Origin of the sequence: Burkholderia sp. AU16482 (assembly GCF_002223285.1) — a bacterium.
GTDB classification, from domain to species: domain Bacteria; phylum Pseudomonadota; class Gammaproteobacteria; order Burkholderiales; family Burkholderiaceae; genus Burkholderia; species Burkholderia semiarida.
Genome location: NZ_NKEY01000004.1, coordinates 342,956 through 361,843, shown reverse-complemented (window position 1 = coordinate 361,843; position 18,888 = coordinate 342,956). Strand labels below are relative to the sequence as shown.

At 68.3% G+C, this 18,888-nt stretch carries 15 protein-coding genes; 5 read left to right on the top strand and 10 right to left on the bottom strand.

The genetic code is table 11. The annotated features are described in order from the left end of the window. Positions 1-18: 18 nt before the first annotated feature. Positions 19-1,293, bottom strand: a complete 1,275-nt coding sequence (locus CFB35_RS13315; protein ID WP_059644873.1) for an EAL domain-containing protein — start codon at positions 1,291-1,293, stop codon at positions 19-21. A 168-nt stretch (positions 1,294-1,461) separates the two neighbouring features. Then, the gene (mdtD, locus tag CFB35_RS13310) at positions 1,462-2,898 is read right to left on the bottom strand and encodes a multidrug transporter subunit MdtD (RefSeq protein ID WP_059578356.1); all 1,437 of its coding nucleotides are present in this window, start codon (positions 2,896-2,898) and stop codon (positions 1,462-1,464) included. Positions 2,899-3,135: 237 nt separating this feature from the next. Here mdtD and CFB35_RS13300 point away from each other — a divergent pair, with 237 nt between their 5' ends. Beyond that, positions 3,136-3,459 (top strand): DUF2917 domain-containing protein, encoded by a 324-nt coding sequence (locus tag CFB35_RS13300; RefSeq protein ID WP_089465079.1) that lies wholly within the window; start codon positions 3,136-3,138, stop codon positions 3,457-3,459. On the opposite strand, the gene CFB35_RS13295 is transcribed toward CFB35_RS13300, so the two are convergent. Beyond that, positions 3,432-4,664 carry a citrate/2-methylcitrate synthase gene (locus tag CFB35_RS13295; protein ID WP_089465078.1) on the bottom strand — a complete coding sequence of 411 codons (1,233 nt, stop codon included), beginning with the start codon at positions 4,662-4,664 and terminating at the stop codon, positions 3,432-3,434. The genes CFB35_RS13300 and CFB35_RS13295 overlap by 28 nt on opposite strands. A gap of 140 nt (positions 4,665-4,804) precedes the next feature. On the opposite strand from CFB35_RS13295, the gene CFB35_RS13290 reads away from it, so the two are divergent. Further along, complete coding sequence (locus CFB35_RS13290) at positions 4,805-6,196, top strand: CoA transferase (protein ID WP_059578349.1); 1,392 nt, start codon at positions 4,805-4,807, stop codon at positions 6,194-6,196. A gap of 21 nt (positions 6,197-6,217) precedes the next feature. Here the strand turns inward: CFB35_RS13290 and CFB35_RS13285 are convergent, their stop codons facing one another. Then, the gene (locus CFB35_RS13285; RefSeq protein WP_006489667.1) at positions 6,218-6,964 is read right to left on the bottom strand and encodes a GntR family transcriptional regulator; all 747 of its coding nucleotides are present in this window, start codon (positions 6,962-6,964) and stop codon (positions 6,218-6,220) included. Positions 6,965-7,131: 167 nt separating this feature from the next. On the opposite strand from CFB35_RS13285, the gene CFB35_RS13280 reads away from it, so the two are divergent. Beyond that, a complete protein-coding gene (locus tag CFB35_RS13280; protein ID WP_059578345.1) occupies positions 7,132-7,977 on the top strand; it encodes an aldo/keto reductase in 846 nt (281 codons plus the stop codon). A gap of 19 nt (positions 7,978-7,996) precedes the next feature. On the opposite strand, the gene CFB35_RS35325 is transcribed toward CFB35_RS13280, so the two are convergent. The 6 genes from CFB35_RS35325 to CFB35_RS13250 form a co-directional block, all read right to left on the bottom strand. After that, on the bottom strand, positions 7,997-9,193 hold the full coding sequence (locus CFB35_RS35325; RefSeq protein ID WP_256939982.1) for a hypothetical protein: 1,197 nt from the start codon (positions 9,191-9,193) through the stop codon (positions 7,997-7,999). Between the two features lie 289 nt (positions 9,194-9,482). Further along, entirely contained in the window at positions 9,483-10,532 is a 1,050-nt protein-coding gene (locus CFB35_RS13270) for a HoxN/HupN/NixA family nickel/cobalt transporter (RefSeq protein ID WP_059576889.1), read from the bottom strand. Positions 10,533-10,665: 133 nt separating this feature from the next. Beyond that, on the bottom strand, positions 10,666-12,777 hold the full coding sequence (fusA, locus tag CFB35_RS13265; protein WP_059576886.1) for an elongation factor G: 2,112 nt from the start codon (positions 12,775-12,777) through the stop codon (positions 10,666-10,668). 215 nt (positions 12,778-12,992) lie between these two features. Next, complete coding sequence (locus CFB35_RS13260; protein ID WP_060966750.1) at positions 12,993-13,493, bottom strand: DUF192 domain-containing protein; 501 nt, start codon at positions 13,491-13,493, stop codon at positions 12,993-12,995. Between the two features lie 160 nt (positions 13,494-13,653). After that, a complete protein-coding gene (locus CFB35_RS13255) occupies positions 13,654-13,866 on the bottom strand; it encodes a hypothetical protein (RefSeq protein WP_006398520.1) in 213 nt (70 codons plus the stop codon). 282 nt (positions 13,867-14,148) lie between these two features. Continuing rightward, positions 14,149-14,727, bottom strand: a complete 579-nt coding sequence (locus CFB35_RS13250) for a pseudouridine synthase (protein WP_059646186.1) — start codon at positions 14,725-14,727, stop codon at positions 14,149-14,151. A 278-nt stretch (positions 14,728-15,005) separates the two neighbouring features. Between CFB35_RS13250 and icd the strand changes: the two genes are divergently transcribed. Both icd and CFB35_RS13240 read left to right on the top strand, forming a co-directional pair. Then, positions 15,006-16,262, top strand: coding sequence for an NADP-dependent isocitrate dehydrogenase (icd, locus tag CFB35_RS13245; RefSeq protein WP_006478026.1), 1,257 nt, complete (start codon positions 15,006-15,008; stop codon positions 16,260-16,262). 282 nt (positions 16,263-16,544) lie between these two features. Beyond that, entirely contained in the window at positions 16,545-18,773 is a 2,229-nt protein-coding gene (locus tag CFB35_RS13240; RefSeq protein ID WP_059576877.1) for an NADP-dependent isocitrate dehydrogenase, read from the top strand. Positions 18,774-18,888 lie beyond the last annotated feature (115 nt).

Sequence of the window (18,888 nt, the reverse complement as noted above, 5' to 3'; positions counted from 1 at the left end):
CCGCGCCGGCGCACTCATTCATTCGCGGCTGAGCGCCGCTTCCCAGTTGATGTCGACGCAGAGCACCTGCATGCCCGTCGCGGCCGGTGCGGCGATCGACGCGGTCACGCACAGGTGCGCCTCGTTGATCGACAGGTAGGGCGGCGTCAGATGCACGCCGCCCGGCGCGCGCATCGCGTCGATGAAGTACGGGCGGCGTTCCCAGCTCGCGCCTTCGGAATGCAGCAGCGGCCGGAAGCGCTTCGCGCGTTGCGACACGCTGCCGCGCGCGAGCACGTTGTCGCCGATCTGGCGGCCCGACGCGTCGAGCAGGAAGCAGCGTGCGGTCTCGGGCAGCCCGAGCACCGCGGCCGCCGCATCGGTGAGCGATTCGCCCGCGCCGAGCTTGCGGCTCGCTTCCTCGAGCGCGGCGACGTACGGCGCGAGCCGTTCCGCCTGCGTGCGCTCGCGCTGCGCGACGCGCAGCCGCAGCGCGGCCGACAGCGTATCCATGCAGCCCGCGGCGGCCTGCGGCTGCACGGGATCGACGCTCGGCCCCGCGAAGTACTGGCCCTGCACGAAATCGACGTCGCATTCGAGCGCGATCAGCGCGTCGCGTTCGGTCGAGAGCCCGCCCATCAGCACGAGCTGGCCGGATTCGTGCAGCAGCGACACGAGCCCCGGCAGCACGCGTTCGAGATGCGAGTGCTCGCTCGCCTGCGCGAGGATGCCGCGGTCGAGCGTGACGATGTCGGGATGCAGGTGCCACACGCGATCGATGTTCGAATGCTTCGCGCCGAATCCGACGAGCGCGATCAGGAAGCCGGCCTTGCGCAGCCCGTCGATGATCGCCGCATAGCGCGGCGTCTCGCCGCCGGCCTGTTCGGGCACCTCGAGCACCACGCGGTGCGGCGGCAGCCCGAGCGCCTTCAGGTTCGCGAGCAGCGCGTCGCCGTACACGGTGTCCATCAGCGCGGCCGGATGCAGGCTCAGGAAGAGCCACTCGTCGTGGCTGTCGAACGCGTGGAAGTTACCGAGATGCAACGATTCGGCGAGCCGGCCGAGCTCGAGCAGGTCGCCGCGCCGTGCCGCCTGCGTGAACACCTCGTGCGACGCCACCTGGCGGTTTTCCTCGTCGTGCGCGCGCAGCGACGCGTGATAGCCGATCGCGCGCCGGTGCGACACCGAGAAAACGGGCTGAAACACGCTGAACACGGTGTAGCCGCCGTACAGCACGGTGCGCCGGTTCCCGTCGTCGCCGGCGACCGGGCGGGGCGGCTGAAAGCCGGGGGGATCGATTTCGATCATGCTCATGATGTCGGCCGAAGGAAGGCTGCCAGTTTACCTACAGAATAGGCCAGCAAGAAGCATGCACGGCGGCATGGCACCGTGTACGGCCGCCCGGCGCGGCCGGCACGCGCGCGGCCGGGTCGCGTTGCACCGCGATGGTGCGCGCCGGCCCGATTCGGCGCGCGCCGCGCGTCACGCGCGCTCGGACGGGTCGGTCTTGCGCGCCGGGCCGCGGATCTCGGGCGCGAGCTGCGCGAAGATCCACGCGGACGCGGCCGTGATGATCCCGACGCAGATGAACGTCGCGTGGAACGCCGGCAGCGTGTTGCTCGGCGTCACGGTGCGCAGCATGCCGGTGAACGTCGCCAGCAGCGCGCCGGCGACCGTGACGCCAAGGCTCATCGACAGCATCTGCACGAGCGAGAACAGGCTGTTGCCGCTGCTCGCGCCGCCGGTGCCGAGATCCTTCAGCGTCAGCGTGTTCATCGCGGTGAACTGCATCGAGTTGAAGCCGCCGAACAGCGCGAGATGCACGACCTTCACCCACACCGGCACCGTGTCCCGCATCAGCGCGAAGCTTGCCATCATCACGCCGACCATGATCGTGTTCGCGAGCAGCACCTTCCGATAGCCGTGCTGCGTGATCAGCCGCGTGATGATCCGCTTCGAGAACATGCCGGCCGCCGCGACCGGCAGCATCATCAGCCCGGCCTCGAATGCCGAGTAGCCGAGGCTCACCTGCAGCAGCAGCGGGATCAGGTACGGCATCGCGCCGCTGCCGATCCGCGCGAACAGGTTGCCGAGCAGCCCGACGCTGAACGTGTGGATCTTGAACAGCTCGAGCGAGAAGATCGGCTGCGGCGCGCGCACCGCGTACAGCCCGTACGCGACGAAGCACGCGAGGCTCAGGACCAGCAGCACCAGCACGGCCGCGTGCTGCATGCCGAGATCGGCGAGCCCGTCGAGCGACAGCGAGATCGCGACCATGCCGATCGTCAGCAGCAGATAGCCCTTCAGGTCGAAGCGGCCGGCGGCCGGGTTGCGCGAATCGGGCATCGAATAGAAGGTCGCGATGCAGCCCGCGACGCCGACCGGCACGTTGATCAGGAAAATCCAGTGCCACGACGCGATCTTCACGAGCCAGCCGCCGAGCGTCGGCCCGATCAGCGGGCCGATCAGGCCCGGAATCGCGACGAACGACAGCGCGGGCAGGTAGCGCTCGGCCGGAAACGTGCGCAGTACCGCGAGCCGCCCGACCGGCAGCAGCATCGCGCCGCCGACGCCCTGCACGACGCGGAACGCGACGAGTTGCGTCAGCGTATGCGCGTTCGCGCACAGCAGCGAGCCGAGCGAGAACACCAGGATCGCGCTGAAGAACACGCGTCGCGTGCCGAACGTGTCGGCGAGCCAGCCCGACACGGGGATCATCACCGCCATCGTCAGCGAGTACGCGATCACGACCGATTGCATCCGCAGCGGCGATTCGCCGAGGCTCGCGGCCATCGACGGCAGCGCCGTGTTGACGATCGTCGCGTCGAGCGTCTGCATGAAGAAGCCCGTCGCAACGAGCCAGAGCATCACGGTGAGGTTTTTTTCGCCGGGAGCGGCGGCGGGCGGGCGTTGGAACATGAGGGCGGGGTGGTGGCGCGGGACAGCCGACATTGTAGGGAAAGCCGCCGCGCCGTGCAGGTTCGGGGCGATATGTGATGCGGCCCGACTCGACCTCGGCCGGCCGTGCCACGGGAAGCCTGTCCCCGTCGGGCGGCCAGTACAGTTCAGCCGAAAGCGTCTGCTGCCGTATCTGTCCGTGTGCCGCCTCCGTCCGAAATACTGGTGTCGTCGAACCCGTGCGACCAGGAGGCTGCCATGCGCGAACTGCGACTTTACGTGATGGACGGCGACGAGCCGGCCGGTCGGTGGCGGATCGTCGATTTCACGCTGCTCGAAGTGGCCGAAGGCGACGTGTGGGTGACCGTCGAGGGCCGGCCCGACGATCACTGGCTGGGTGCGGGCGCATCGCTGACGTTGCTGCCCGGCATGCGCGCGTGGGTCGGCGCCGGGCCGCGCGGCGCGACGTTCGCGTTCGGCCCGCTCGCGGCGCCGGCCGTGCGCTCAGCGTCCGCGTGGTGGCGTCCGTTCGCCGCGTGGCGTCACGGCCGGCGTCACACGGCCGCGTCGCTGCCGACGTAGCGTGCGCGTGGCCGGATCAGCTTTCCGTCCGCGTACTGTTCGAGCGCGTGCGCGATCCAGCCGGCCGTGCGGCCGGCCGCGAACAGCGTGAACGCCGCGCCGTCGGGCAGTGCGAGCGTGCGCTCCAGCACCGCGAGCGCGAAATCGATCGCCGGCCGCAGGCCCGTCGCCGCTTCGACGCGCGCGGCGAGCGCGCGCGCCACGCGCAGCGCCGGCCGCTCGGGCGCCGCCGCGTGCAGCGCATCGAGCAGCGCCCGTGCGCGCGGATCGCCGTCGGGGTATAGCGGGTGCGCGAAGCCGGACAGGGCCGTGCGGCCGCCGTCCGCGCGTTCGTCGTGCGCGAGCCGCAGCGCGAGGTAGCGATCGAGATCGGCGGTGCGGGCCGCTTCGTCGAGCAGCGTGCCAGCGCGGAACGTCTCGCCGCCGTGGCGCGGCCCCGACAGCGCCGCGAGCCCGCCCGAGATCGCGCCGAACAGATGGGTGCCGGTCGACGCGATGCAGCGCACCGCGAAGGTCGACGGATTCAGTTCGTGATCGGCGCACAGCACGAGCGCGCGCCGCAGCAGGTCGGCTTCGGCGCGCCGTCGCACGCGCCACGCGGCCGCGAGCTGCCGGTGCACGGGCGCGTCGCCCGGCGCGATGCCGGCGAGCGCGGCCGTCGCGACGCGCAGCAGCAACGCGGCGGAATCGAGATGTGCATCGCGCCCCTGCGCCCACAGGCGCGGCAGCGATGCAGCCGCGGCCGGCAGCAGCACCAGCGTGCGTTCGAGCGGCGCGAGCGGCGCCCAGCGATGAGCCCAGTCGCGCCACTGCGCCGCGTCGAAACCGGTCGATGCGAGCGACGCGGCGGCCAGCCGCGCGGGCGGACAATCCCACAGCCGCGCGGCCGTTTCCTCGAGTGTCGCCGTATCGGCCAGCGCGATCGCATCCGCGCCGCGATAGCGCAGGCGGCCGTCGGCGATCTGCGTGATCCGCGATTCCAGGACCGGCACGCCCCAGTCGAGCGAACGTTCGGCGACACCGCCCGCGCGCTTCGCGTCGGCGCGGCGGCGCGCGAGCAGGCGCACTTCGTCGGCGTCGTAGCGGCGGCGCTTGGTCGCGCCGTCGGGGAGCGAGCGCAGCAGGCCGCGGCTCACGTATGCATAGAGGGTGCTCACGCTGACGCCGAGCATGCCGGCGGCTTCCTGCGCACTGAGGGACGTCATGCCGGTTGCTCCTGTCGCCGCGCATGAAGCGCGGAACCGCTACAACTATTCGTTATGTATTGATTCGCGCAATCAAGATTGATCGCGCCTGTCGCGAATTCTAGACTCGATTCCGTCTCCTCGACGGTATCTCCCTCACCATGACACCCGAATCCGCATTGGCGCATCTTTGGCAACTCGCACACGGCGAGCGCGACGCGCTGGCTCGCACGACCGTGACCGGGCAGGACCCGACGTTGCCGTCGACGTTTCATGTGGGCACGCTTGCCGCCGCGACGATCGCCGCGGCCGCGCTCGCGGCAGCCGAATGCCATCGGTTGCGCACGGGCGTGGCGCAATCGGTCGACGTGTCGGTGCGCGACGCGCTCGTGGCGTTTCGCAGCGAACGCTACCTGCGCGTGGACGACGGGCCGCCGCCCGAGTTGCGTCATCCCGTCACCGGCTTCTTCGAGACGGGCGACGGACGCTGGATTCAGCTGCACGCGAATTTCCCGCATCACCTGCACGGCATTCTCGACGTGCTCGGCTGCGGCCCGCAGCCGGCCGACGTCGCCGCGGCGATTCGCACGTGGGACGGCGCGGCGCTCGATACCGCGCTGGCCGACGCCGGCCTGTGCGCGGCATTGATCAGAACGCCTGACGAATGGGCGGCGCACGAGCAGGCGCGCGCGATCGCGTCGCTGCCGCTGTTCGAGATCGAGCGGATCGGCGACGCGCCGCCCGAGCCGATCGGCCGCGGCGAGGGCGGCCGGCCGCTGGCCGGCGTGCGCGTGCTCGATCTCACGCGCATCATCGCGGGGCCGGTCGCGGGCCGCACGCTGGCGTCGCATGGCGCGCAGACGCTGCTCGTCAACGGCCCGCACCTGCCGAACATCGCGCCGCTCGTGATCGACAACGGACGCGGCAAGCGCTCGACGTGGATCGATCTGCGCGACGCGGCAGGCGTCGATACGCTGCACGCGCTGGCGCGCGAGACGGACGTGTTTCTGCAGTCGTACCGGCCCGGCGCGCTCGCCGCGCGCGGGTTCGCGCCGCAGGCGCTGGCCGAGCGGCGGCCCGGCATCGTCTACGTGTCGGTGTCGGCGTACGGGCACGCCGGGCCGTGGGCGAAGCGGCGCGGGTTCGACAGCCTCGTGCAGTCGGCGAGCGGAATCGCATGGCACGAGCAGCAGGCCGCGCAGGCGAGCGGGCCGCGCCATCTGCCATGCCAGGCGCTCGACCATGCAACGGGGTATCTCGCGGCGTTCGGCGCGATGATCGCGCTCGCCCGGCGGGCGCGCGAAGGGGGAAGCTGGCACGTGCGGACGTCGCTCGCGCAGACGGGGCGCTGGCTGCAGTCGTTCGGCGCCGTGCCGGGCGGGTTGCACGCGCCCGATCTCGCGCTGGCCGACGTGCGCGACCGGATCGAGCGCGTCGCGTCGCCGTTCGGCGTGCTCGACACCGTGCGGCCGGCCGAGCGGTTGTCGGCGACGCCGCCGTCGTTCGCGCGTCCGCCCGTGCCGCTCGGCACCGACGATGCGCGCTGGTTGTGAGCGCCGGCGCCTCGCCTCGCGTTACTTGCGCAGCTCGACGACGAAATCGTAGTAGTCGTTTCGGCAGTAGGTATCGGTCAGTTCGATCGCGCGCTGGTCGGACGTATAGCCGATCCGCGTGATCAGCAGCAGGGCGTCGTGCGGGGCGATGCCCATCTGTTCGGCGATCTCGTCGGTCGCGTTGACCGCGCGGAAATGCTGCAGCGCGCGCACGATCGGCGTGCCGCGCGCTTCGAGATAGCTGTACAGCGAACCGACGATCGCCTGCGGATCGGGAATCAGCGTCGCGGGGAACGTCGAGTTCTCGACGGCCATCACGATGCCGTCGGCCAGGCGCAGACGTTTCAGCCGCGTAACCGATGCGGCCGGCGACAGCCCGAGCTGGATCACTTCGTCGCGGTTGGCCGGCTGGATTTCGCGCGCGAGCCACTGCGAGCTCGGCTTGAAGCCGCGGCGCTCGAGCATTTCGCTGAAGCTCGACAGCCGCGACAGCGGATCCTCGTAGCGCGGCTGGATGAAGTTGCCCGCGCCCTGCGTGCGGCGGATCAAGCCTTGCTCGACGAGCAGCGCGATCGCCTTGCGCGCGGTGATGCGCGACACGCCGAGCGCTTCGGACAACACACGCTCGGAAGGCAGCGCTTCGCCGGCCGTCCAGCGGTTGTCGTGGATTGCATCGCCGAGCTTGCGGGCGAGCTGCAGGTAGAGCGGCGTATCGTTGTCGGGGTCGGGGCGCAGGTCCTGCCAGCGGTCGTCCGTGGGTGCCTTCATACAATGGGTATCGATCAGGTTGCGGCCATTCTAAGTCATCATGCCGTGCCGTTATAGCCGGTTTTTGCCGCGTAACAGGCCGGAGGCGTACCGATTGACTACACTGATGCGTCGTATCCGATGCTTCGGCCGCGGTGCGCGGCCACGAATCCGCAACGAGGAAACGCATGACAGACACGATCGCCACGGTCGTCTTGCCGAACGGCGAGACGATTCCGAAGCTGGGCCTGGGCACCTGGGAAATGGGCGAGCGGCCGGCGCGGCGCGCGGACGAGATCGCCGCGCTGCGCGAAGGCGTCGAACTCGGGATGACGCTGGTCGATACGGCCGAGATGTATGGCGACGGCGCGACCGAGGAACTGGTCGGCGACGCACTCGCGGGCCTGCGCGACGACGTGTTCCTCGTCAGCAAGGTCTATCCGCACCATGCGAGCCGGCGTGGGGTCGTCGCCGCGTGCGACGCGAGCCTCAAGCGCCTGCGTACCGATCGCCTCGACCTGTATCTGCTGCACTGGCGCGGTTCGGTGCCGCTCGAGGAAACGGTCGAGGGTTTCGACGCGTTGCAGCGTGCGGGCAAGATTCGCCACTGGGGCGTGAGCAACTTCGATACGGCCGACATGGCCGAACTCGTCGACGAGGCGGGCGGTGGTGCGTGCGCCACCAACCAGATTCTCTACAACATCGCGCGACGCGGCCCGGAATTCGACCTGCTGCCGTGGCTGGCCGAGCGCCGGATACCGGCGATGGCATACAGTCCGGTCGATCACGGGCGGCTGCCGAAACGCTCGCCGCTCGACGAGATCGCGCGGCTGCGCGGCGTGTCGGTGATGCGCGTCGCGCTGGCATGGGTGCTCGCGCAGCCGGGTGTATTCGCGATTCCGAAGGCGTCGCGAATCGAGCACGTGCGCGACAACCGCGCCGCGCTCGATGTGGTGTTGAGCGATGACGAGCGCGTGCAGCTTGACGCGTATTTCCGTCCGCCGCGCAGCAAGCGCGCGCTCGAGATGCTCTGACCCCGGGCAACGCCTGGGGTCAGTGGTTGCCGCCGGGCGATCCGCCGTTGCCGTGACCGCCGCCGTTGCCGCGACCGCCACCGTTGCCGTTGCCGACACCGTTGGCCCCGCCGTTGCCGGCGCCTCCACTGCCATTGCCGTTACCGTTGCCGCCGCCATTGCCGTGGCCGCCGGTGCCATTGGCGCCGCCGCTCCCGCCGCCGTTACCGTTTCCGCCATTGCCGTGACCGCCGCCGCCGCCGCCGTTGCCGTTGCCGCCGCCATTGCCATGGCCTCCGCCGCCAGCACCGCCGCCACCAGCACCGCCGCCGCCAGCACCGCCGCCGCCAGCACCGCCGCCGCCAGCACCGCCGCCGCCAGCACCGCCGCCGCCAGCACCGCCGCCGCCAGCACCGCCGCCGCCAGCACCGCCGCCACCGCCGCCGCCGCCGCCACCGCCGCCACCGCCGCCACCGCCGCCACCACCGCCGCCACCGCCGCCGCCGCCGCTGCCGCCGCTGCCACCGCCACCGCCACCGCCACCGCCACCGCCACCGCCACCGCCACCGCCACCGTGACCACCGCCGTGACCACCGCCGTGACCGCCTCCGTGACCGCCGCCGTGACCGCCACCACCGCCGTCACCGTGGCCACCGCCACCCGAAGTACCGCCACCCGAAGTGCCGCCGCCCGAAGTACCGCCACCCGAAGTACCGCCACCCGAAGTGCCGCCACCGGAAGTACCGCCACCGGAAGTACCGCCACCCGAAGTACCGCCACCGGAAGAGCCGCCACCTGAACCGCCGTTGCCCGACGCGTTGCCACCGCGGCCCGTGCCGCCCGGGCTGCCCGAGGTTCCCCCCGTCGTTCCCCCGACACCGGCAGGTCCGACGGCGCCGTTCCCGTTGTTTCCGCCGCTACCGTTCCCGTTGCCACTGCCGCCACCTGTCCCACCGCCATTCCCGCCGCCGCTGCCGCTCGCGCCGGGACCGCCATTACCGGCGCCCCGGCCGGCATAGACGTGCGCCGCGCATCCAGCCGGATCGGCGGCGCACGGCGAGGCGTTCTCGACCAGCGTCATGATGGTGTCCGCACTGGCGTTCGTGTCGGACGCGGAGTCGGGTGTCGTGTTTTGTGCGACGGCATACGAGCAGCAGCACGCCAACGCGGCTGCGGCCAGCAAGGTTGCACGAGGGCGCCGTCCCGCCGCGCGGAACGGTTGTGTCGTTTTATGCATCATGGCCTCCCCATGCGCGCGATGCCTCGTTGCCGCGCGACGATTTACGTGTAGTGCAGGGGGCTCAGAAGATTCGTTGTCCTATCGTCGGCCGATGACGTTCGGGCCGGCGCTTGACGCCAGCCGCGGACGCGGATCGGCACGCGGGCCCGCCGTGCGGATCCCACTCTGCGAGATTCGTGCCATCGGCCGCTCAGGGCCGTGACGAAAGGCGTGCGCAGTCGCGCGAGCGCGCATGCAGCACCGTTGGGAGGCGTTTTGTTTCCGGAATGAAACGTAGGGGCGTCGTTCAGCGCGCCGGCGCGTCGGCCGCGCGTTGCCAGCGGTGGAACAGGATCGACGCGATCCAGCAGAAGAGGAACAGCGCGACGATGCCGTAGCCGATCGAGCCGAAGCGTTCGCCGATCGCATCGAGCGTGTCGCGCACGGGGCCCGACAGCGCCAGCTTGTCGGCCAGCAGGCCGGCCGCCTCGATCCCGCCGATCGCCAGCGCGACGGCCGCCGACACGAACGTGATGCTCGCGTTGTAGAGCAGCTTGCGCTGCGGATCGTCCATCGCCCAGCCGTATGCCCGAATCATCAGCACGTTGTCGGTCGAGTCGATCAGCGTCATGCCGGCCGTGAACAGCGCGGGAAACAGCATGACCGTATAGACCGGGAGGCCCTGGCTCGCCTGCGCGGCGGCGATCGCGAGCAGGCCGATTTCGGTTGCAGTATCGAAACCTAGCCCGAACAGCACGCCGACCGGGTACATGTGCCAGCTCTTCGACACGAACCGGAACAGCGGGCGCAGCAACCGCGATACGAGTCCGGCGGGACGATGGTCGTGCGCGCCGTCGTGCGTATGCCCGGATGCGCCGCGATAGCGTCGCCACACGTCGCGCAGGATCATCAGGTTCACGCACGCGAGCACCAGCAGGAAGGTGGCCGATACGGCCGTGCCGATCGTGCCGCCGATTTCGCGAAATGCGTCGAACCGGTCGCGCAGCGCGAACGCGGTCAGCGCGATGCCGAGCGTCGCGACGATCACGATCGTCGAATGGCCGAGCGAGAAGAACAGGCCGACGCTCACCGGACGCTGGCCGTCCTGCATCAGCTTGCGCGTCGCGACGTCGATCGCGGCGATGTGATCCGCGTCGACCGCATGACGCAGCCCGAGCCCGTACGCGATCGCCGCGGTGCCGAGCAGCAGCGGATGGTCGCGCAGCACCGCGAGCGCCCACAGCCAGACGGCGACGTTCGCGGCGATCAGGCCGGCATAGAGGGTCAGCAGGCGGCGCAGGGCAGGGGTGGGGGTGGGCGGCATCGGGCGGGTTCCATCTGACGAATCGCCATCCATTGTGGCACGCGAAAAAAAGCTCGGCGCGCCGATCAAAAAGGGCCGCGATTCGCCGTGTGCGCCGGACGAAAAAAAGCCCGTCCGGAACCGGACGGGCTTCGCGTACCCGCGACCGCGCGCGGGTGAGCAGTGCTTACTTCGTCTTCGCGTTGATCACGGCTTCCGACACGTTCGCCGGCGTTTCCGCGTAATGCTTGAACTCCATCGTGTACGTCGCACGGCCTTGCGTGGCCGAGCGCAGCGACGTCGAATAGCCGAACATCTCCGCGAGCGGCACTTCGGCGCGCACCAGCTTGCCGCCGCCGCCCGCGATGTCCTCCATTCCCTGCACGATGCCGCGCCGGCTCGACAGGTCGCCCATCACGTTGCCCATGAAGTCCTCGGGCGTCTCGACCTCGACGGCCATCATCGGCTCGAGCAGCACGGGCTTCGCCTTGCGCATCGCCTCCTTGAACGCCATCGAGCCGGCCATCCGGAATGCGTTTTCGTTCGAGTCGACGTCGTGGTACGAACCGAACGTCAGATGCACCTTCACGTCGACGACCGGGTAGCCCGCGAGCACGCCCGACTTCAGCGTGTCCTGGATACCCTTGTCGACCGCCGGGATGTATTCACGCGGAATCACGCCACCCTTGATCTCGTCGAGGAACTCGTAGCCCTTGCCCGGATTCGGCTCGAGCGTGATCACCGCGTGGCCGTACTGGCCGCGACCGCCCGACTGCTTGACGAACTTGCCTTCGACGTCGGCCGCCGTCGTGCGCACCGTTTCGCGATAGGCGACTTGCGGCTTGCCGACCGTCGCCTCGACGCCGAACTCGCGCTTCATCCGGTCGACCAGGATTTCGAGGTGAAGCTCGCCCATCCCCGAAATGATCGTCTGGCCGGACTCTTCGTCGGTCTGCACGCGGAACGACGGATCTTCCTGCGCGAGCCGGTTCAGCGCGAGGCCCATCTTTTCCTGGTCGGCCTTCGTCTTCGGCTCGACGGCCTGCGAGATCACCGGCTCCGGGAATTCCATCTTCTCGAGGATGATCGGCTTGGCCGGATCGCACAGCGTGTCGCCGGTGGTCGCCTCCTTCAGGCCGACGGCCGCCGCGATGTCGCCCGCGCGCACTTCCTTGATTTCCTTGCGCTCGTTCGCATGCATCTGCAGGATCCGGCCGAGCCGCTCCTTCTTGTCCTTCGTCGCGTTGAGCACCGTGTCGCCCGACTCGACGACGCCCGAATACACGCGGAAGAAGATCAGCTGGCCGACGAACGGGTCGGTCATGATCTTGAACGCGAGCGACGAGAACGGCTCGTCGTCGCTCGGGTGGCGTTCCGCCGGCTTCTCCGGATCGGCGAAGTCGTGCCCGAGAATCGCGGGCACGTCGACGGGCGACGGCAGGTAGTCGATCACCGCGTCGAGCATCGCCTGCACGCCCTTGTTCTTGAACGCGCTGCCGCACAGCATCGGCACGATCTCGTTGGCGATCGTGCGCTGGCGCAGCGCGGTCTTGATCTCGTCCTCGGTCAGCGATTCATGGTCGTGCAGATACTTCTCGAGCAGTTCCTCGCTCGCTTCGGCCGCGGCCTCGACCATCTTCTCGCGCCATTCGTGCGCGAGATCGACGAGGTTCGCGGGGATGTCCTCGTACGTGAATTTCACGCCCTGGCTTTCGTCGTCCCACACGATCGCCTTCATCTTCACGAGATCGACGACGCCCTGGAAATGGTCCTCCGCGCCGATCGGAATCTGGATCGGCACGGCGACGCCCTTCAGGCGCTCGCCAATCTGCTTCTGCACGCGGAAGAAGTCCGCGCCGATCCGGTCCATCTTGTTGACGAACGCGATGCGCGGCACCTTGTACTTGTTCGCCTGGCGCCACACGGTCTCGGATTGCGGCTGCACGCCGCCGACCGAGTCGTAGACCATGCACGCGCCATCGAGCACGCGCATCGAGCGCTCGACCTCGATCGTGAAGTCGACGTGCCCGGGCGTATCGATGATGTTGATCCGATGTTCCGGATAGTTGCCGGCCATGCCCTTCCAGAAGGCCGTGGTCGCCGCCGACGTGATCGTGATGCCGCGTTCCTGCTCCTGCTCCATCCAGTCCATCGTGGCCGCGCCGTCGTGCACTTCACCGATCTTGTGGCTCACACCGGTGTAAAACAGGATGCGCTCGGTCGTCGTGGTCTTGCCGGCGTCGATGTGAGCGCTGATCCCGATGTTTCGATAGCGCTCGATGGGGGTTTTGCGGGGCACGTGAACCTCCTGGTGGTTCGGATCGTAAGGGGGCCGGCTGGGCCGGCCCGGACTGGAACAAGCGAGATTTAAAGGATAGCGCTTGTCCGTGGCTTTTGCAGATGCGGGCAGCGTGTGCCGAATCAAGGCGGGCGCCGCGGGCGGGCGAAAAAAAAGCCGGCGCGCTGCGAGCGGCCGGCTCGGGTCGACGCGCGGCGCCGCCGCGGCATGGGCGGTTACTGCGGCTTGGGCAGCCCGTCGAGCTTCATGCCCGGCTTGATGCCCTTCGCGGCGAACCAGCCCTTGCTCATCTCGAGCGCATAGACGCCGTTGTTGCGCGGGCAGTGGTTGTCCGTCGTCTCGGCCTTCATCTCGTCGATGTCGGTGATCGTGCCGTCCGCGCGGATGAACGCGATCGACAGCGGAATCAGCGTGTTCTTCATCCAGAAGCAGTGCACGGCGTTCTCGTTGAAGACGAACAGCATGCCCTCGTTCGGCGCGAGCTGCGAACGGTACATCAGCCCCTGTTCGCGGTCGGCGTCGTTCGCGGCGACGGCCGCGTCGATCACGTACATGCCGGCGCGCAGCTTCACGCGCGGGAACTCGCTCGGCTGCTTGGCGCCGGGCGGCACTTGCGCGCAGGCGGCCTGCATGCCGAGCGCGAGAACGGCGAGCGCGGCGGGAAACACGGCGGCGCGCGCAAGGCGGCCGAGCGACGGGCGCAGGGAGAATGGCACAGCATGGCTCCTGTCTGGAAAGCAAGACCCGCATGGTACGCGATGCGCGGCGGCGGGCACAAAAAAGAAAAAGGCAGATCGCCTTGCGGTGATCTGCCTTTCAACGCCGTAAGAACGGCAGGACTGCGTGTTCTTGACTGCGTTATTACAGCTTGCTTACTTAGTTCGAAGCAGCTGCCGGCGCTTCGGCTTCGCTAGCTGCCTTCTTCGCTGCGTGGTGCTTCTTGGCGTGGTGCTTCTTGGCAGCCTTGTGCTTTGCCGGTGCCGAAGCAGCTGCCGGAGCAGCAGCCGAAGCAGCTTCCGGAGCCGATGCTTGTGCGAAAGCAGCCGTTGCGAAGAGACCAGCGACCAGAGCGGCGATCAGTTTGTTCATGTTGTGTTCCTCAGCTTTAGTTAATTAACCAAATGACCCGGCAATAGGAGTCATGTCGTCTAACGGTGCCATCCACCTTTCGGTTGACAGACGCTTCGAGAAATTTCTCTTTGCGCTGCGGGCGCCGAATCGTATTCGAATAAAACGTCGCTTTCGTGACGCAAACACGGGGTTCGGCTGCCAATGCCGGATAGCTAAGGTTGGCATCTGCGTGGTTTAACGCGCGATCTGCGCGCCCGGTTGACGAAAAAGACGACGAAAAATTCGCGCGGCCCGGATCCGCTACCCGGCGGTTGCGAAACCGTCCCACGGCGCGCGCGGCGGCAGCGCGATTGTTTCGCCCGGCGCAATGCCGAGCGCGAATATATCGAGCGCGCCGATGCCGACGCGCACCAGGCGCAACGTCGGAAAGCCGACGGCCGCCGTCATCCGGCGCACCTGCCGGTTCTTGCCCTCGGTGATCGCGAGCTCGATCCACGTGGTCGGGATCGCGGCGCGGTAGCGGATCGGCGGATTGCGCGGCCACAGTGTGTCGGGCGGCTCGATGAATTCGGCGCGGCACGGGCGCGTCACGTAGTCGCCGAGATCGACGCCGCGCGCGAGCGCCTTCAGGTCGGCCGGCCCCGGCGCGCCGTCGACCTGCGCCCAGTAGCGCTTCACGAGCTTGTGGCGCGGCTCCGCGATGCGCGCCTGCAGCGCGCCGTCGTCGGTGAGCAGCAGCAGCCCCTCGCTGTCCGCATCGAGCCGGCCGGCCGCGTACACGCCGGGCGTTTTTACCCAGTCGCCGAGCGACGGCCGCGTCTCGTGCGCGGAAAACTGGCAAATCGTGCCGAACGGCTTGTTGAGGGCGATCAGGTTCATGGCAGGGGCGCCCGCCCGGCGCCCCGCACGGAGCGGGGGCGGGCGGTCTATGGCAAATGGCGGAATCTTAATGCATAATACGGAACGGCAAGTCCTCTGTCTTATATAAGACATAAGTGAGGTCTTGATACGCAGTGCCGCGGTTCGCGCCGAAGTGCCCGGTTGGGGCGCTAGAATAGCGGCTCGCTGTTGCCGTCACGGGGTGGCCATGCCGCGCCCCCGCCGCGCGCGCAGCTTCGACCAGCATCACCTGCTCAGCCACGTCACTGGAGTCGATCATGCCGTATCAGCACATCAAGGTTCCGGAGGGCGGTGACAAGATCACCGTCAACAAGGACTTCTCGCTCAACGTTTCCGATCAGCCGATCATTCCCTATATCGAAGGCGACGGTACGGGCTTCGATATCACGCCGGTCATGATCAAGGTCGTCGACGCGGCGGTCGCGCATGCGTACAAGGGCAAGCGCAAGATCCACTGGATGGAGATCTTCGCGGGCGAGAAGGCGACCAAGGTGTACGGCCCGGACGTGTGGCTGCCGGACGAGACGCTGCAGGTGCTGAAGGAATACGTGGTGTCGATCAAGGGGCCGCTCACGACCCCGGTCGGCGGCGGCATCCGTTCGCTGAACGTCGCGCTGCGCCAGGAGCTCGACCTCTACGTGTGCCTGCGCCCGGTCCAGTACTTCAAGGGCGTGCCGTCGCCGGTGCGCGAGCCGCAGAAGATCGACATGGTGATCTTCCGCGAGAACTCGGAAGACATCTACGCGGGCATCGAATGGGCCGCGGGCTCCGAGCAGGCGAAGAAGGTGATCAAGTTCCTGCAGGACGAGATGGGCGTGAAGAAGATCCGCTTCCCGGAAACCTCCGGGATCGGCGTCAAGCCCGTGTCGACCGAAGGCACCGAGCGTCTCGTGCGCAAGGCGATCCAGTACGCGATCGACAACGATCGCAAGTCGGTCACGCTGGTGCACAAGGGCAACATCATGAAGTTCACGGAAGGCCTGTTCCGTGACGCCGGCTACGCGCTCGCGCAGAAGGAATTCGGCGGCGAGCTGATCGACGGCGGCCCGTGGATGCGCGTGAAGAACCCGAAGACGGGCAACGAGATCGTGATCAAGGATTCGATCGCCGACGCGTTCCTGCAGCAGATCCTGCTGCGCCCGGCCGAATACGACGTGATCGCGACGCTGAACCTGAACGGCGACTACATCTCCGACGCGCTGGCCGCGCAGGTCGGCGGCATCGGGATCGCGCCGGGCGCGAACCTGTCGGATTCGGTCGCGATGTTCGAGGCGACGCACGGCACGGCGCCGAAGTACGCGGGCAAGGATTACGTGAACCCGGGTTCCGAGATCCTGTCGGCGGAAATGATGCTGCGCCACCTCGGCTGGACGGAAGCAGCCGACACGATCATCGCCGCGATGGAGAAGTCGATCCTGCAGAAGCGCGTCACGTACGACTTCGCGCGCCTGATGGAAGGTGCGACGCAGGTGTCGTGCTCCGGCTTCGGCGAAGTGCTGATCGAGAACATGTAAGACCCCTTCCGGGGTGGGCCGGCACGATGCCGGCCGCCCCGGCGCTGTCTGCCGGCGCCGGAGCGTTTCGTGGATGGCAGGTTTGTTGGCAGGGCGGCCCGGCATCCGGGCCGCGGCGCCGCGATGCGGCCCGCAGGCCCTGCAAGGTAGAACATGACGGCCCTCGCAACACCACCGCCCGGCTGAGCCGGCGCGCCCCTTTCGCGATCGACCCGGTCGCTCCCCGCCGGTTACCGCCGGCGCTCTTCAGTCCCACCATCACGTAGCAATGCTTTGACCACCATGTCCACTTCGCCCAAGATCATCTACACCCTCACCGACGAAGCGCCCGCGCTCGCGACCTATTCGCTGCTGCCGATCGTCAAGGCCTTCACGCGTTCGTCCGGCGTCGCCGTCGAAACGCGCGACATCTCGCTCGCCGGCCGCATCATCGCGGCATTCGCAGACATCCTGCCGTCGGAGCAGAAGGGTTCCGACGATCTGGCCGAGCTGGGCCAGCTCACGCTGAAGCCGGAAGCGAACATCATCAAGCTGCCGAACATCAGCGCATCGGTGCCGCAACTGAAGGCCGCGATCGCCGAACTGCAGGCGCAGGGCTACGCGCTGCCGGCCTATCCGGAAGATCCGTCGACGGACGAAGAGAAGGCCGTCAAGGCGCGCTACGACAAGATCAAGGGCAGCGCGGTGAACCCGGTGCTGCGCGAAGGCAACTCCGACCGCCGCGCGCCGCTGTCGGTCAAGAACTACGCACGCAAGCATCCGCACAAGATGGGCGCGTGGAAGTCCACGTCGAAGGCTCACGTCGCGCACATGACCGAAGGCGACTTCTACGGCAGCGAGAAGTCGGCGCTGATCGCCGCGGCCGGCAGCGTGAAGATCGAACTGACGACCACCGACGGCGCGAAGAAGGTGCTGAAGGAAAAGACGGCCGTGAAGGCCGGTGAAGTGATCGACGCGTCGGTGATGAGCCGCAACGCGCTGCGCAGCTTCATCGAAGCGCAGATCGCCGACGCGAAGGCGCAGGACGTGCTGTTCTCGGTGCACCTGAAGGCGACCATGATGAAGGTCTCGGACCCGATCCTGTTCGGCCACTTCGTGTCGGTGTTCTACCGCGACGCGCTGACGAAGCACGCGGACGTGCTGGCGAAAGCCGGCTTCAACCCGAACAACGGGATCGGCGACCTCTACGCGCGCCTGAAGGATCTCCCGGCCGACACGCGCGAGGCGATCGAAGCGGACGTCAAGGCCGAGTACGCGGTGCGCCCGCGCCTCGCGATGGTCAACTCGGACAAGGGCATCACGAACCTGCACGTGCCGAGCGACGTGATCGTCGACGCGTCGATGCCGGCGATGATCCGCGATTCGGGCGGCATGTGGGGCCCGGACGGTCAACTGTACGACGCGAAGGCCGTGATCCCGGACCGCTGCTACGCGGGCGTGTACCAGGCCGTGATCGAGGACTGCAAGCAGCACGGCGCGTTCGATCCGGTCACGATGGGCAGCGTGCCGAACGTCGGCCTGATGGCGCAGGCGGCCGAGGAATACGGTTCGCACGACAAGACGTTCCAGATTCCGGCGGACGGTGTCGTGCGCGTCATCGACGAAGCCGGCAACGTGCTGCTCGAGCACGCGGTCGAGTCGGGCGACATCTGGCGCATGTGCCAGACGAAGGACGCACCGGTGCAGGACTGGGTCAAGCTCGCGGTCAACCGCGCCCGCGCGACCGGCGCCCCGGCCGTGTTCTGGCTTGATCCGGCGCGCGCGCACGATGCGCAGATCATCGCGAAGGTCGAACGCTACCTGAAGGATCACGACACGAACGGCCTCGACATCCGCATCATGACGCCGGTCGAAGCGACGCGTTTCTCGCTCGAGCGCATCCGTGCGGGCAAGGACACGATCTCGGTCACCGGCAACGTGCTGCGCGACTACCTGACCGACCTGTTCCCGATCATGGAACTCGGCACCAGCGCGAAGATGCTGTCGATCGTGCCGCTGATGGCCGGCGGCGGGATGTTCGAAACGGGGGCGGGCGGCTCCGCGCCGAAGCACGTGCAGCAGTTCGTCGAGGAAGGCTTCCTGCGCTGGGATTCGCTTGGCGAATTCCTCGCGCTGGCCGCGTCGCTCGAACACCTCGGCAACGCATACCAGAACGCGAAGGCGCTCGTGCTCGCGAAGACGCTCGACCAGGCGACCGGCAAGTTCCTGGACGAGAACAAGTCGCCGGCGCGCAAGGTCGGCGGCCTCGACAACCGCGGCAGCCACTTCTACCTGTGCCTGTACTGGGCGCAGGCGCTGGCCGAGCAGAGCGAGGACGCCGCGCTGAAGGCGCAGTTCGAAGGTGTGGCGAAGGCGCTGTCGGACAACGAGGCGCGCATCCTGGAAGAACTGGCGGCCGCGCAAGGCAAGCCGCAGGCGATCGGCGGGTACTACCGTCCGAACGTCGAGCTGACGAGCCAGGCCATGCGCCCGAGCGCGACGCTGAACGGCATCGTCGACGCGGTCGCCTGACGCCGGCCGCGCACTCGCGCGAGCCGATGCATGTGCCGGTGCGGCGGATTGAACCGTTCGCCGCCCGGCACTCAAGAAAAACGCCCCGGTCGCCCGGGGCGTTTGTCGTTGCGGG